Below are 15002 nucleotides of genomic sequence, written 5' to 3'. Positions count from 1 at the left end.
GAACCCCGCGGACGTGTTTCCTCGATCGAAATATTTCGACCGGGAATCCCTGAGCCGCACACGTGACGCGAGGGTTGCTTTCAGCCAGAAACTACTGGGCTCACCGGGCCGGCCCGGCCGGATCCATACGGTCGGGCCAGGGCCTCGGGATCACGGTCTGCTCCGACGAGCAGAGCGTTCGCGGTCCGAGCGGTTCCTGCCACCGGCAAAAGGTCGAGAATCACCCGCGAAAGCCCTGTATTCACCAACCGGACACGCTACTTGGATTCGGTTCCCCGACCCGGCCCGGTGTGTGAAGAACCACATCCCGGCGAGCCGCCGTGTAGGGGTCTTCGCAGGCAGGGACGCTGTTTGTTCACGTTCCCGGAACGGAGCGGCAGGAATCCGGCGCTATCGTTCCTACGGCGCGAAATCGCTCAGCACACCGCTGACATTGAGGACTTGGTGGCATCCGGACGCCTGCGTTCCTGTCGCCGGCGTCCCGGGCTTGGAACAGGTCACGGAAACAGTGACCTTGTCGTTCTGCTGGATACGAATGGGGGTGACCCAGTGATAGTCCTGATTGCGGAAAGTCTCCAGCGCAATGGTGGTGATCTTCCTCTCCCCGAAGGAGATGGTCAACACCCCTTCGTCGCCCTGGAAGTTCGCCACCACGATGTCGGTGACGCCGAATACCTTTCCGGCCGGAACCTGATAGGTCCCGTCCTTCTTGGCGCCCGCGCCCGTCTCCACGTCGATGGTCTCGGAGCTCTGCTGGGCGTTCGCCTCGCCTACGCCCCCGGTCGCTCCGGAGCCGCCGGTGCCACCACCACCGGTCCCGCCCTTGCCCGTTCCGGTGCCCTGGCCCTGCTCCTGGCCCTGACCGCCGGTGGGGTCGCCGCCCGTGGTGCCGCCGGTCGACGCACCGCCCTGCGGCTGCTCCCGGTTCTCCTGCTGCGCCGCCTTCGCCCCTGCCTCCTTCGCCGTGCTGCGGACGGCGGGCCGCACCAGTGCGAACCACGCCACCAGCAGCGCGAGCAGTGCCGCCAGGACGATCAGCAGCCACTTCGGCAGCAGGGGAAGCTGAGCGAACTCTCCGGCCAACGGTTCCGGCCGGCCGGGCTGTTCGCCCGGGGCGTCGGCCCCCTCGCTCTCCACGACCCCGACGTCGAACGGCCAGGTGGCCGGTGCGCCGAACCAGATCAGCTTCCGGGCACGCACCCGCAGAGCCACCTCGGCGGACTCGCCCGGTTGCAGGCTCCGGCGTTCGGGTGTGAAGGCGAGGCGGAGTTCCTCGCCCTCCTGCTTCCCGCTGAACACGACGTCGACGGGGGTGTTTCCCCGGTTCTGCACCGCGGTCCGGAACCGGGCGCCCAGCCAGCCCCTGCGCCGGCCCGGCTCCAGCTTCGCCCGGAGTTCGTGGAAGGGCTCGACCACCACCGTCCCCTCGGGGACGGCCACCGACTCGGGGCGCTCCGTGGGCAGGACCCGTACGCCCAGGGGGACTTCTCCGGCCTTGATCTCGTGGGACCGGGGCGGCGCGAGCCGCACCGTCACGGTCTCGGAGGTGCCGGGGTAGAGGGAGACCCGCTCCGGTTCCACCGTCGCCCATGCCGCACAGTCGCCGACCACCTCGAGGGTGTACGCCTCGACGATGTCCCCGTCGTTGCGCACGGTCAGCGTGGTCGTCGCTTCGGCGCCCGGGGACACCGTCACCGTGGGTATGTCGAGTTCGGCAGATGTGGTCACGCTGCGACGTTAGGCCGCGCCCCGGTCCCGGCAGCAGAGGCGGGAGGGCAACGTGTGGGCAGGGCCGCTGCCCTGGCGGCACACCCGCGCCGTCTCCTCACACCCGGCCCCCGGGCCAGGTCCCCCTGCGTGCCACAGGACGGGCGAACGGCAGATCTCACGTGAACGGGCATCGGCGGAAGCGGCTGAGAAGGACGAGCACATGACCATGACCACGACGGATACGACGAAGACAGGGCCGCCGGGCGGCCACGGCTACGGGCCCCCCGCGCCCGAGCGCCCCGCGGAGGGCATGCCACCGGTGTCCCCGGGAGGCAGGACCTCCGTGGCCGTGTACGCGGAGGACCTGATCCTGCAGACCGGCGTGGTGCACCAGCTGCGCCTGCGTCCGGAGATAGAGCTCATACCGGAAGGGGAGGCCGACCGGGCCCAGGTCTCGTTAGTAGTGGTGGACATGGTGAACGAGCCCACCGTCCAGCTCCTGCACCGCCTCCAGCGCAACACCTCCACCCGCATCGGCCTCGTCGTCGGCTTCTTCGAGGCGGGCGCGCTCCAGACGCTGATCGAGTACGGCGTCGCCGCCGTGCTGAGGCGTGGGGAGGCCGACCAGGACCGTCTCGTCCATCTCGTCACGGCGATCGCGAAGGGCGAAGGGGTGTTGCCGGGCGACCTCCTGGGCAAGCTCCTCGACCATGTCAGCAGCCTTCACCGCACGGTGCTGGACCCTCGCGGACTCTCCCTCTCCACCCTCACGGCGCGGGAGTCGGAGATGATCAGGCTGGTGTCGGAGGGCTACGGCACGGCGGAGATAGCGCAGAAGACGTCGTACTCCGAACGGACCGTCAAGAACGTGCTCCACGAGGTGACCACGCGGCTGGACCTGCGCAACCGGGCGCACGCGGTGGGCTACGCCATGCGGCACGGCCTCATCTGAGGTGTGCCGCGGCGGTGGCCTCCCCCGGCAGCCCGGGGCGACGGGCCCCGGGGGCAATGGAGGTTGCCCCCGCGGTGTCCCATGGCTCCGGGACAGCCGCACCGGGCCCCATGAGGGCAGGCCGGGCGGTGCCGCCCAGCCGCAAAGGGCAGCAGGTCTTCCCCCGCCGCGGGTACTCCGGGCCCTGTCCACGGCCCCGCGCGCGCCCGATGCTTGACGTGGAGAACCATCGAGCAGACTGTGAGGTGGACCGTGGGCGGTCCTGCTGGCCCGGCACGCCGTAGTCGGTTGCGTCGGCTGAGCGGTGTCGTGGTGCTGCTGACCCCGTTGCTGGTGGCGGGTTCCGTATCCGCCCCGCTGGGTGCGACGGAAGCGGTCGCCGCCTCGGAGGCGGCGCCGCCGGACACGGGGCGGATCGCCTTCGCCGGAACCGGGCATCGCAGCCTCGCGCAGGTCCCCTACGGAACGGGGGCCGCGCAGGACCTGTTCGGATCCGGCCCGGCGCACTACGACCAGGACGCCTTCGGCCGCGGTGACACGGTGGTCTTCACGAGCCTCCGCGACGAGGTGAAGCCCGAGGTGTACGTACGCGAAGCCGACGGCTCCGTGCGCAGACTCACCTTCGGCCGGGACGCGGCGCACCCCGAACTCTCCGCCGACGGGCGGACCGTCGTGTTCGACTCCGCAGATCCGGGAGCCGGGGCATCCGCCCAGCGGGACCTCTGGTCGATCGGGGTCGACGGATCCGGTCTGCGCCGGCTGACGAACACACCCGCCGACGAGACCCACCCGACGCTCTCCCCGGACGGCACCCGGATCGCGTACGCGAGCGACGGCGGCCCCGAACCGGGCACGCAGATCTACGAACGGCTCCTGTCCGGTGGGGCGGTGACCTGCATCAGCGACGCCGCCGAGGGCGACGCGACGGAGCCGGAGTGGAACCCGGTGAAAGACGACGCCCACCGGAAGCTCGTCGTGTACACCCTGAAGGTCGAACCGGAATCGGACACGGACACCGGGGACCGGCTTCGGGTCACCGAAGGCCCGGGAACCGGCCGCCCCCTGCTGACCGGCAGCGTCGCCGGCTGGGGAACCCGCTCGGCCGCCTGGCTCCCGAGCGGCGGCGGTCTGGTCTTCCTCAGCCCCAACACGGACTGCGGATGCTCCGTCTACGACCATGTGTACCGGGTCGACTCCCTCGAGGGCCCCGTACCGGCGATGGTGCTGTCCGAGGACCGTCAGGTGGAGTCACCGGCCGTCTTCGGACCGGCGGACCGCTGGACGGTGGTCGTCACCCGCAGAACGACCAAGGACGCCGCTCTCGTCACGCTCCAGGACATGCGGCAGAACGGTTCGGACCCCCGGGACCTCAGGTTCGACGTGCTGCGTGAGGACCCGAGGGCCCTGTCCAACACCAGTGACGACCCCGCCGACGATCCGCTGTTCCACCCGGCGGCCGGCTTCGACCCCTGGACCGAGCGGCAGACGTACACGCCCAACGGCCGACGCATCGCCGTGACGCGCTTCGAGACCGTGGACGGCCTGCGCGTCCAGCGGATCTGGCTCACCGACGCCGACGGGACGAACGAGGCGCCGATGGAGCTGGACGGGCGGAGCTCCCAGGACTGGGACACCGACCCCTCCTTCTCCCCGGACGGCACGAAGATGGCCTTCACCCGGACCTCTCCGGGAGGCGTCGGTGAGGCGGCGGGGCCGAGCCGGGTGCTCATCGCCGATGTCGCCACGGAGAAGATCATCGGCGAAGTGGTCCCGCCGCAGGGTGAGGCGGTGGGCGGCGACGCCCAGCCCTCCTGGTCGTCGGACGGCACCATGCTCGCCTTCACCCGCAACCACGTGATCCGGGGCCTCGGCGGGATCAAGCACGTCTGGACCGCGCGGGTCGGCGCGCTCGGCCAGCAGCGGGACCTCAGCGTCACCGGCTGCCCCGGTGAGTGCAAGGTGATCGACGACAGTCCCGCGTTCTCCCCCGACGGCACGGCGATCGCCTTCAACCGCAAGGACCGCGCCGACCAGATCAACCACCGGGCGAGCGTCGTCGTCACCTCCCCGGACGGCGAGGGCTGCCGGGTCGTACTGCCGTCCGACCGCCGCGACGACCCGTCCGCGTGCGGCGAACAGATCCCGGACGTCTCGGCGACCGGGCCCTACCAGCCGCGCGACGTGGCATGGTCGCCGGACGCCCGGCGACTGGTACTGAGCTCCCGCCGGGACATCGCGCCCAACTCCCCCGAGCAGCTGTCCGAACTCGACCTGGCCACGGGCACCCTGACCGCGCGGACCGCGACGCTGCCGGGCCGCCAGAAGGAGCCCGCCTTCCAGCAGTCCGTCGACCTGGCGCTCACCGCGCCGCCCACCGGGCCTTCGGTGGAGCCGGGTTCGTCGGTGACGGTGACCGTCACCGTCACCAACCGTGGTCCGGCCCCTTCCCCCGGCACCACGTTCGTCGCCGACACCCCGCCGGGCGTACGCCTGGAGGAGCTCACCACCCCCGCCGGTGCGTGCGGCGCCGGTTCGCCGAGCTGTGCCCTGGGCATTCTCCGCCCCGGCGCCGAGGTCGAGGTCACCGCACGGCTGACCGGTGTGACGACAGGGCCCTGGCGGATGGGCTGGTCGGTCACCGGAGCCGTCGTCGACCCGAACCCCACGGACAACGCCACCGGAACGGACGTCCGGGTCCGCGACGTCCCCCAACTGCCCGATCCCTCTCCGTCGGCGCCCACCCCGGCCCCGCCGCACACCGCTCCGCCCGCCCCCCTGCCCCCCGCACAGCCGCCCGCCCCGCTGCCGCCGGCGCCCGAGGCGGGCCCCGGGGTCGTCGTGCGCGCCCAGCCCAGCCCCGGGTACGTCGGCGGACGGGTCGTGGTGACGTACACGGTGCGCAACGGGGAGAACGCGTTCGCCACCGGACTGCGGCTGCGCCTCGGCCTGCCCGCCGGGGTTCCGGTGGCCACCCTGCCCGCAGGCTGCGCGGCCGGAGTGTGCGCCCTCCCCGACCTGGCGCCGGGTGCCTCCTCGGTCCTGCGGGTGGTCCTCGCCCCCGACCGGGCGCTGCGCACTCGCGTCACCGGGACACTGACCACGACCGGTACCGACGCCGACCGCGGTGACAACGTCTCCCGGATCCCTCTGCGCATCCTCCAGCCGCGCATCGTCTCGGTGCCCGCGGTCGGCAAACCGGGGTTCGTCACCTCCGTACGCGGCAAGGACTTCCCGCCCGGTGCTCCGGTGAAGCTCACCTGGACGCCCGGGATCACGGCGGTCGCACCGGCGGCCCGGCCGGGCGGTGACGGCACCTTCATCGCCCAGTTGCTCATCCTGGTGAAGGACCGGACGGGGCCGCGCACCATCACGGCATCGGGACCGGGGTTCAGCCCGGCCACCACTCCGTTCCTGGTGGTCGGTGGCACCATCGTCCCGCCGGACGAGGTGGGACGCAGGTGATCCACGAAGTCGACGAAGGGCTGCGGCTGTTGCTGGTCGACGCCGGCCTCGAGGAAAGTGGGGTGGACCTGGTCTTCGACGCCCCGACGAGCGACTGGGCCGCGCGGCGCAACGCACCCACGGTCAGCGTCTTCCTCTACGGCATCCGCGAGGACGCCACCCGCCGCCGTACCGGCACGACCGAGGAGTACGACGCCGAGGGCGTGGTCACGGGACGGCGGACGCCTCCGCGCTGGTTCGAGCTGACCTATCTGCTGACCGCGTGGACCAACCGCCCGCAGGACGAACATCGCCTGCTCTCCGAGGTGTTGCGCTGCGTGATACACACGGACGCCCTGCCCGACCGGGTACTGACCGGCAGCCTCGCCACCCTCGGGCTCACGGTGGAGATGGAGGCGGCGTCGGGGGGTTCGGGTGAGCGGCCGTCCACCGTGGACGTGTGGTCCGCGCTCGGCGGCGAGCTGAAGGCCGCGATCGACCTGCGGGTGTGGGCACCGCTGGCCGGCGAGGTGACGGCCGCCGGGCCTCCGGTCACCGAGGGCCTGCTGGTGCGGACGGCGCCCGAACGGAACGGCGAGGCCACGGAGCCGGGGCGCCGGCTGCGCTACGACGGGGCATCGGAGCCTCGCGGGCAGGGCTTCGCGGCGGAACGTGAACGACAGCTGCCGCCGGGCCGGCGCAGGCGCGGAGGACCGGCCAGGTGACCACGGCGTATCAGGCCCCGGCAGGTCTCCGGGAGCCGGGCGGCACCCCGCCGACGGACATCGAGGACCTCTGGCGACGGCTGGGCGACATCGAGCGCCGGGTACGGCACGCCGTCGCCCTGCGCCAGGACACCGACCCGGAACCGGGCGATCCGTACCGGGGGCAGTACCTGACCCCCGAGGCGGCCGAGCGGATCCTGGACTCCCGCGACGCGTTCCTGCCCGTCCCGGCCCACGGCCCCGACGCCCCGGGCTCCCCGGCGCCGGGCCGGATCGCCGGCCTCGCGGAGAACTTCGGCCTGGTCGCCCGGGACATCGATCTCCTGCTGGTCGCCATGGCCCCGGACATCGACGCACGGTTCGAGCAGCTGTACGGCTATCTCAACGACGACCTCACCCGGCGGAGAGCGACGGTCGGTCTGGCCCTGGAACTCTGCGGGCTGCCCGCAGCGGGACCCGGCCGCTTCCGCTTCGCACCGTCCGCCCCGCTCGTGGCGGCCGGGCTCGTGGAGGTGCTGGACACCGAGCGCCCGCTCCTGTCACGGGTGCTGCGCGTCCCGGACCGGGTCACCGCCCATCTGCTCGGCGACGACGGCGTGGACGGAAGGCTGCACGGAATCGTCCGGACGGCCGGGCCGCAGGAGGAACCGGACCGGTGTCCGACGACCCTGCGGGTCACGGCGGCTCTGGGCACCGGCAGCGGACTGGTACATCTGCTGGACCACGGCGGCGATCCCGGCCGGCTCGCGGCCGACGCGCTCCTCGCGGCCGGGCTCCGCCCGCTGGTGGTGGACGTCGCGGCGCTGGCCGCCGCCCCGGAACCGGCGCACACCGCACGGATCCTGGCGACCGAGGCACGGCTCACGGGCGGCGGGCTGGTCCTCGGTCCGCTGGAGACGCTCGCCCCCGAACAGCCCAGGGGCGCCGGGCTGATCGGAGGCCTCTGCGAGGTGGTCGGCGGCCGCGCACCCCTGATCATGTACGGGAAGAAGCACTGGGACCCGTTGTGGGCCGGGGAGAGCCCGGTGACGGTCCACGTCCCGCCTCCGGACCCGGCGGACGCGGCACAGCGGTGGCGGCGGGCACTCACCGAGGCCGGCGCCCCGGCGGGCCTGGCCGCCGGTACCGCGACGGCTGACGCGCGCCTCGTCGACGCCACCCGCGCCTACCGGCTCGACTCCGGCCAGATCCGCAGGGCCGCCGCCGTCGCGTCCCGGCTGGCGGCTCTGGCGGGGCGGCCGGTGGAGGCACAGGACCTGCGTACCGCCGTCCGGGCCCAGAACGGCGCGGGCCTGGCACGGCTCGCCCGCCGCATCGAACCCACGGTCGGCTGGGACGACCTCGTGCTGCCCCCGTCGACCCACCGCCAGCTGTCCGACCTGGCCCTGCGCGCTCGCCACCGTGAACAGGTGCTCGGCCGGTGGCGCATGCGTCCGGGCGGTGGCCGGGGCCGGGGCATCGTCGCGCTGTTCGCCGGGGAGTCCGGCACCGGCAAGACCATGTCGGCGGAGGTGGTCGCGGCCGATCTGGGCATGGAGCTCTACGTCGTGGACCTGTCCTCCGTGGTGGACAAGTACATCGGTGAGACCGAGAAGAATCTGGAGCGGATCTTCGTCGAGGCGTCCGACGTCAACGCGGTCCTGCTGTTCGACGAGGCGGACGCCGTCTTCGGGAAGCGCTCACAGGTCAAGGACGCGCAGGACCGGCACGCCAACGTGGAGTCGGCGTACCTCCTCCAGCGGATCGAGTCCTTCGACGGCATCGCCGTACTCACCACCAACCTGCGGGCCAACCTCGACGAGGCCTTCACCCGCCGCCTCGACGTGGTCGCCGACTTCCCCGTACCGGACAAGGAGCAGCGGCTGGCCCTGTGGGAACGGTGCCTGGGCACGGAGATCCCCCGCGCTCCCGGCCTCGACCTGCGGACCTGCGCGGAGCGCTTCGAGCTGACGGGCGGATCCATCCGCGCCTGCGCGGTCACCGCCGCCTACCAGGCGGCGGATTCCGGCCGCCCCCTGGACACGGAACAACTCGTCGCGGCCGTCCTCGCCGAGTACCGCAAACTCGGACGACTGGTCCTGGACAGTGAGTTCGGCCCGTGGCTGGAGCGCACTCGGCGCGGAGACTGACAGGGGGACCGGAAGGCGGGGGTGGACCGGCGGGACGGTCGAGGACGACCGCTGTCCCTTACGCATCGGCAGGGCGGGGACCCGGTGTCCTGCGGACCCCCGCCCTGAGCGCGGTTACGGGGCCGGACAGAACCCGCACGGCACAAGCACTCGCCGCCCGCGACGGCATCCGTATCATCAGGCGCATGACTGCAGAGCCCTCGCGATCCGCCGGCCGTATGCGCGCCTCCGACGCCGACCGTGAAGCGGTCGTGGAACAGCTGCGGGAGGCGGCGGCCGAGGGGCGCATCGATCTCGAGGAGCTCGACGAGCGCCTGGGCCTGGCGCTCACGGCCAAGACGCACGCCGAACTCGTGCCGCTCACCGACGACCTGGGGCCGGTCGTGGTCGACTCGGGAGAGCCGCTGACCCTGAAGGGCGGCATCCACGGCGCACAGCGCAGGGGCATCTGGAAGGTGCCGCCGCGCATCCTCGCGTACGGGGGCATGGGCGGCGTACTCCTCGACTTCACACAGGCGGAGTGCCGGCTGCGCGAGATCGAGGTCGAGGTGGACGCGCAGATGGCCGGGGTGGTGTTCGTGGTCCCGGAGGGCTGGAAGGCGGATACGGACGCGCTGGATCTCGGCTTCGGCGGCCTGAAGGACAAGACCTCGGGCGAGCGGCTGCCCGGCACACCGGTGCTCCGGGTCACGGGCACGTGCGGCGCGGGCGGCGTCGTCGTCCGCCACCCGAACCTCCGGGAACGCCGCAAGCGTCGCAAGGAGCTGTCGCGCTGAGCGTCCCCGGTGGGGCGGTGCGTGGTGTGCCGGGCGCAGAGGGCTGCCGGTGAACCGGCTCCGGCGGGGCCGGGCGGGGCTGGGTCCTAAGCGCCGGGCCTGACGGGGGACGGTCCTACGCGAGGGGCCGGACGGGGGTCGGTCCTACGCGCCGGGCCAGAGGGGGGTCGGTCCTACGCGAGGGGCCGGACAGGGCTCGGCCCCGGTGGGCGGGACCCGCTTCACGCACGCCGAGTTCAGGGTCCGAACACGGCCACGGCCTCGCCGCCCTCCTCCTGCCGGAACATCACCCGCAGCTCCATCCCGATGGTGAGCGCGCTCTCCTCGCACTCCACCACCTCTGTCATCATCCGCGGCCCCTCCGCCAGATCGACGACCGCGGCGACGTACGGAACGCGGGTGCCGAACGGCGGCAGGTCGTTGCGGTGGACGACGGACCAGGTGTAGAGCGTGGCCCGGCCGCTTGCCCGGACCCAGCCACACTCGGCGGGCCCGCTCCAGCAGTGGGGGCAGAACTCGCGCGGGTAGTGGTGCACCCGGTCGCAGGCGCGGCAGTGGCGCAGCAGCAGATGCCCCTCGGCGGCGGCGTCCCAGTAGGGGCGGGTGAACGCGTCGGGCTCCGGCAGGTCGTAGCGGGGGGACAGGGCCGGAGCGGGGCGGCTCTCGCGGCCGGGCCCCGGGTCCGGGCCCGTCACAGGAAGAGCCCGATCGCGTGGTCCAGGGACCAGGTCTGCCAGGACATGGCGAACAGGGCGACGAGGGAGATCAGGGCCATCATCGCGTTCTGCCCCTGCTCGGCCCAGTCATGGATCATCAGCACCAGGTAGAGCAGGTTGAGCAGGAGCCCCGCCACGAGGGCGACCGGAGTGAGGAAGCCGGCCACCAGGCCCAGACCCAGAGCCAGTTCCGCGTACACGACGAGGTACGCCATGACCTTCGGACGCGGTGCGACGATCTTCTCGAAGCCGCTCCGGACCACGGCCCAGCGGTGTTTGCCCGCGACGTCCGCCGCCCATGCGATGCCGGTGCCGCGCTCGAACCAGCCCTTCTTGTCCTTGTGACGCCAGCTCTCCAGCCACCACAGGCCGAGGCCTGTCCGGAGCACGGCGAGCCACTCGGCTCCGTCGAGCCAGATCGTCCGCATGGGGTCTCCCGTTCACTAGATCTGACGGTACGTCAGTTCACCCGATGGCGGCGGACTGCGCAAGGGCCGCGCACCCGTGATCAATTCGCAATCGATTCCGGTCTTGACCGAGACCCATCAAGGGGGCGCGCGATTACGCTCCGAACCATGTCCGACAGCACACCCACCCCCGGTGGCGGCAGCACCCCGGCCCCCACCGACATCACCGAGGGCCGCCCCGTCTACGTCATCGGCGGCGGGCCCGGCGGCCTCGCCGCCGCCGCGGCCCTGCGCGAGCAGGGGGTCCGCGCCGTCGTCCTGGAGAAGTCCGGGGACGTCGGCGCGTCCTGGCGGCGCCACTACGACCGGCTGCACCTGCACACCACCCGGCGCTGGTCCGCCCTCCCCGGGCTGCCCATGCCCCGCAGATTCGGCCGCTGGGTCTCCCGCGACGACGTGGTGCGCTACCTGGAGAAGTACGTCGAGCACCACGAGCTGGAAGTGGTCACGGGCGTCGAGGTCTCCCGCATCGACCCGTCGCCGGACGGCGCCGGGTGGCGCCTGACAGCCACCGGCGGGCGTGAACTGACCGGCCGGGCCGTGGTCGTGGCGACCGGTTTCAACCACACGCCGCGGCTCCCCGACTGGTCGGGGCGCGACACCTTCACCGGGGAGCTGCTCCACGCCTCCGAGTACCGCAACCCGGCCCCGTACGCGGGCAAGGACGTCCTCGTGGTGGGCGTCGGCAACACGGGGGCCGAGATCGCCGTGGACCTGATGGAGGGCGGCGCGTCACGCGTACGGCTCGCGGTGCGCACCGTTCCGCACATCGTGCGCCGCTCCACGGCGGGCTGGCCCGCACAGGCGACCGGCATCCTGGTGCGCCGGCTGCCCGTCGCGCTCGTCGACCGGGCCGGCGGCCTGATGGCCCGCGTCGCCGTGCCGGACCTCGCCGAACAGGGCCTGCCCCGCCCGGACACGGGCCTGTACTCCCGGGTCAAGGACGGCGCGATCCCGGTCCAGGACGTGGGGCTGATCGACGCGGTGAAGAGCGGCCGGGTGGCGCCGGTGGCGGCCGTCGAGTCGTTCGACAAGGACACGGTGGTTCTGGCCGACGGGACCCGGATCACCCCGGATGCCGTGATCGCCGCCACCGGTTACCTCCGGGCCCTGGAGCCGCTGGTCGGCCATCTCGGGGTGCTGGACGCCCGGGGCCGACCGGTGGTGCACGGTGGGCGTACCCCGAAGCAGGCGCCCGGGCTGTACTTCACCGGGTTCACCAACCCCATCAGCGGCATGTTCCGCGAGATGGCACTGGACGCGCGGAAGATCGCGAAGCGGGTCGCCGGGGCAGCGTGAGCTGTGGCCCACCCCAGGCGGGCCCCCGGCACGGGCCACCCCGGGGCGGGCTTGAAGGGACGGCCCGGGCCCACCACGGGCGGGCCACCACCGGCACGGGCCCACCCCGGTGCGGGCCACCCCGGGCGGGCCGCCCTCGATCGCCGGGCGCGCTTGAAGCGGCGCGGTCCGGTCCGTCTGCGCACCCGTGATGGATGACCCGGGGTCCCTCCGGAACGCCTCCTCGGTCGCCGAACGTTCCGCCGGTACGCGGCGGTCCCGGGTATCCGTTCGGCACCCCGCGGGCACTCCCCTGCACACCCCCGGGTCGGCCCCGCTGTGCCGTGTGGGCCTGCTGTGCCGTGCGGGCCCGCTCCGGTGCGGGACCGACCCGGTTCGGGTCCGCCCACCCCTGGGCGCACGGGGCGGGGGCGATTCCTTTGCATGCACGGTTATTCCTGACGGAGCGTCAGTTCAGTAACCTGACAGAGCGTCAGGTCTCTGCGGGCGCCGGCCGGGCACCCCGCGTGCCGACGGACTTTCGAGCAGGAGTGGGCGGAACGATGCTTGGATCGACTCACGGCACCCTCACCACCGACTTCCGCGCCCGGGTGGTGGCCTGCGGCGAGGAACCTCATGCCGCCGTCCACAGCATGGCGGCCGCCGCCGCGGAGGGCGACCTCGATGTCAGCGGACGGCCGCTGCACGCGCCCGTGCCGGATCTGGACCGGTTCTTCCGGCCGGAGTCCGTCGCCGTCATCGGCGCGTCCGACACCGAGGGACGGCCCAACACGGGGATCACCCGTCAGCTGATCGCCTGGGCCGAACGGGTCGGGGCGCGGCTGTATCCGGTGCACCCCACGCGGGAATCCGTCTTCGGGCGGCCGTGCTCTCCTTCCGTCGCTGCGCTGCCGGAGCAGGTGGACCTGGCGGTGCTGCTGGTCGGCGACCCGCTCCCCGTCATCGAGGAGCTCGCGCAGGCCAAGGTGAAGTTCGCGGTCGCGTTCGCCTCCGGCTTCGCGGAGACCGGTGCGGAGGGCGCAGCCGCTCAGGCCCGGCTGGCCGCCGCCGTGGAGCGGTCGGGGCTGCGGTTACTGGGTCCGAACACCAACCTCAACGCCTTCGAGGAGTTCCGCGACGACCTGGACGGTCCGGCGATCGCGCTGATCACCCAGTCAGGCCACCAGGGGCGCCCCGTCTACACCCTCCAGGAGCTGGGAGTGCGGCTCTCGCACTGGGCCCCCACGGGCAATGAGGCGGACCTGGAGACCGCCGACTTCATCGCGTACTTCTCCCAGCGCCCCGAGGTCGGAGCCATCGCCTGCTACGTCGAAGGGCTCAAGGACGGGCGCTCCTTCCTGCTCGCCGCGGACCGCGCGGCACGGGCGGGTGTCCCGGTGGTGGCCGTGAAGGTGGGACGTACGGAGACTGGGGCCAGGATGGCCGCCTCACACACCGGCAAGCTGACCGGAGCCGACCAGGTCGTCGACGCGGCGATGCGGCAGTTCGGCGTGATCCGGGTCGACGGCCTCGACGAACTCCAGGACACCGCCGCCCTCCTGGCCCGGGCACGCAAGCCACTGGCCGACGGCGTCGTGGTCTATTCGATCTCGGGCGGCACGGGCGCGCACTTCTCGGACCTGGCGACGGGCGCGGGTCTGAAGCTCCCGGTGCTGTCCGAGGAGAAGCAGGCCGAGCTGCACACCTGGATACCCGGCTACCTGAACGTCGCCAACCCGGTCGACAACGGCGGTCACCCGGTCGGCGACTGGCGCGGCCGCAAGATCATCGACGCGATCCTCGCCGACCCCGGGGTGGGGGTGCTGATCTGCCCGATCACCGGCCCCTTCCCGCCGATGAGCGACAGGCTCGCGCAGGACCTGGTGGATGCTGCGGAGGCCACGGACAAGCTGGTGTGCGTGGTGTGGGGGTCGCCGGTCGGTACCGAGGCCGCCTACCGCACGACGCTGCTCGGCTCCTCCCGCGTCGCCACCTTCCGTACCTTCGGCAACTGCATCACCGCGGTGAAGGCCTATCTGGAACACCACCGGTTCGCCGCCTCCTACCGCTCCCCGTTCGACGAGGCACCCCGCACGCCGTCCCCCTCCTTCCGCAAGGCGCAGGCCCTGATGCGCCCGGGCCACCAGCTGAGCGAGCACGCGGCGAAGCAACTGCTGCGCGCGTACGGGATCCGGGTGCCCCGCGAGCAGTTGGTGACCAGCGCCGCGGCGGCCGTGCGGGCGGCAGGCCTGGTCGGCTACCCCGTCGTCATGAAGGCGTCCGGCGCGCAGCTGGCCCACAAGACCGAACTCGGCCTGGTCAAGGTCGGTCTCACCTCCGCCAGCCAGGTGCGCGATGCCTACCGCGAGCTCACGGACATCGCCCGCTACGAGGACGTCGAGCTGGACGGCATCCTGGTCTGCCAGATGATCGAGCGAGGCGTCGAGATGATGGTCGGCGTCACCCAGGACGCCCTGTTCGGGCCGACGGTGACGGTCGGTCTCGGTGGCGTACTCGTCGAGGTGCTGCACGACGCGGCGGTGCGGGTGCCGCCGTTCGGCGAGGACCAGGCGCGGGCGATGCTCGGCGAACTGCGCGGCCGGGCGCTCCTGGAGGGCGTGCGGGGCGGCCCGCCGGTGGATGTGGACAGCCTCGTCGAAGTCGTCCTGCGCGTGCAGCGGATGGCCCTGGAACTCGGCGACGACCTCTGCGAACTCGATATCAACCCGCTGATGGTGCTCGGCCGCGGCCAGGGCGCGGTGGCCCTGGACGCGCTCGCCGTCTGCCGCTGACCGGCCCCGTCGCCGC

Annotated in this window: 10 protein-coding genes; 7 read left to right on the top strand and 3 right to left on the bottom strand. The window is 72.6% G+C overall.

Annotated features, from left to right (window positions below; translation table 11 throughout):
• Positions 1-399 precede the first annotated feature (399 nt).
• Entirely contained in the window at positions 400-1704 is a 1305-nt protein-coding gene (locus ABZ434_RS04020) for a hydrolytic protein (protein WP_359132209.1), read from the bottom strand.
• A gap of 226 nt (positions 1705-1930) precedes the next feature.
• Between ABZ434_RS04020 and ABZ434_RS04015 the strand changes: the two genes are divergently transcribed.
• The 5 genes from ABZ434_RS04015 to ABZ434_RS03995 all read left to right on the top strand — a co-directional run bounded on the left by ABZ434_RS04015 (position 1931) and on the right by ABZ434_RS03995 (position 9733).
• Positions 1931-2662, top strand: a complete 732-nt coding sequence (locus ABZ434_RS04015) for a response regulator transcription factor (RefSeq protein WP_359131921.1) — start codon at positions 1931-1933, stop codon at positions 2660-2662.
• A 252-nt stretch (positions 2663-2914) separates the two neighbouring features.
• A complete protein-coding gene (locus ABZ434_RS04010) occupies positions 2915-6124 on the top strand; it encodes a hypothetical protein (RefSeq protein ID WP_359131920.1) in 3210 nt (1069 codons plus the stop codon).
• Positions 6121-6828 (top strand): DUF4255 domain-containing protein, encoded by a 708-nt coding sequence (locus ABZ434_RS04005; RefSeq protein ID WP_359131919.1) that lies wholly within the window; start codon positions 6121-6123, stop codon positions 6826-6828. The genes ABZ434_RS04010 and ABZ434_RS04005 overlap by 4 nt, the downstream gene beginning before the upstream one ends.
• Positions 6825-8957, top strand: coding sequence for an ATP-binding protein (locus ABZ434_RS04000; RefSeq protein WP_359131918.1), 2133 nt, complete (start codon positions 6825-6827; stop codon positions 8955-8957). Before ABZ434_RS04005 ends, ABZ434_RS04000 begins: the two co-directional genes overlap by 4 nt.
• Before the next feature lie 185 nt (positions 8958-9142).
• On the top strand, positions 9143-9733 hold the full coding sequence (locus tag ABZ434_RS03995) for a DUF1707 domain-containing protein (RefSeq protein ID WP_359131916.1): 591 nt from the start codon (positions 9143-9145) through the stop codon (positions 9731-9733).
• 236 nt (positions 9734-9969) lie between these two features.
• On the opposite strand, the gene ABZ434_RS03990 is transcribed toward ABZ434_RS03995, so the two are convergent.
• Positions 9970-10428: a Zn-ribbon domain-containing OB-fold protein gene (locus ABZ434_RS03990; RefSeq protein ID WP_359131915.1), complete on the bottom strand. Its 459-nt coding sequence runs from the start codon at positions 10426-10428 to the stop codon at positions 9970-9972.
• Positions 10425-10877: a DoxX family membrane protein gene (locus ABZ434_RS03985; protein WP_359131914.1), complete on the bottom strand. Its 453-nt coding sequence runs from the start codon at positions 10875-10877 to the stop codon at positions 10425-10427. The genes ABZ434_RS03990 and ABZ434_RS03985 overlap by 4 nt, the downstream gene beginning before the upstream one ends.
• A 147-nt stretch (positions 10878-11024) precedes the next feature.
• Here ABZ434_RS03985 and ABZ434_RS03980 point away from each other — a divergent pair, with 147 nt between their 5' ends.
• Together ABZ434_RS03980 and ABZ434_RS03975 are read left to right on the top strand one after the other, a co-directional pair.
• Positions 11025-12215: an NAD(P)/FAD-dependent oxidoreductase gene (locus tag ABZ434_RS03980; RefSeq protein ID WP_359131913.1), complete on the top strand. Its 1191-nt coding sequence runs from the start codon at positions 11025-11027 to the stop codon at positions 12213-12215.
• 542 nt (positions 12216-12757) lie between these two features.
• The gene (locus tag ABZ434_RS03975; protein WP_359131912.1) at positions 12758-14986 is read left to right on the top strand and encodes an acetate--CoA ligase family protein; all 2229 of its coding nucleotides are present in this window, start codon (positions 12758-12760) and stop codon (positions 14984-14986) included.
• Positions 14987-15002 lie beyond the last annotated feature (16 nt).

Source organism: Streptomyces sp. NPDC005761 (genome assembly GCF_040630635.1).
Taxonomy (GTDB): domain Bacteria; phylum Actinomycetota; class Actinomycetes; order Streptomycetales; family Streptomycetaceae; genus Streptomyces.
This window is presented reverse-complemented; position numbering and strand designations above follow the sequence as displayed.

What these genes read in the sequence shown, in the direction of transcription:
- ABZ434_RS04015 (WP_359131921.1), top strand. Translation starts at nt 1,931, where the DNA reads ATGACCATGACCACGACGGATACGACGAAGACAGGGCCGCCGGGCGGC.
- ABZ434_RS03995 (WP_359131916.1), top strand. Translation starts at nt 9,143, where the DNA reads ATGACTGCAGAGCCCTCGCGATCCGCCGGCCGTATGCGCGCCTCCGAC.
- ABZ434_RS03985 (WP_359131914.1), bottom strand. Translation starts at nt 10,877, where the DNA reads ATGCGGACGATCTGGCTCGACGGAGCCGAGTGGCTCGCCGTGCTCCGG.
- ABZ434_RS03980 (WP_359131913.1), top strand. Translation starts at nt 11,025, where the DNA reads ATGTCCGACAGCACACCCACCCCCGGTGGCGGCAGCACCCCGGCCCCC.
- ABZ434_RS03975 (WP_359131912.1), top strand. Translation starts at nt 12,758, where the DNA reads ATGCTTGGATCGACTCACGGCACCCTCACCACCGACTTCCGCGCCCGG.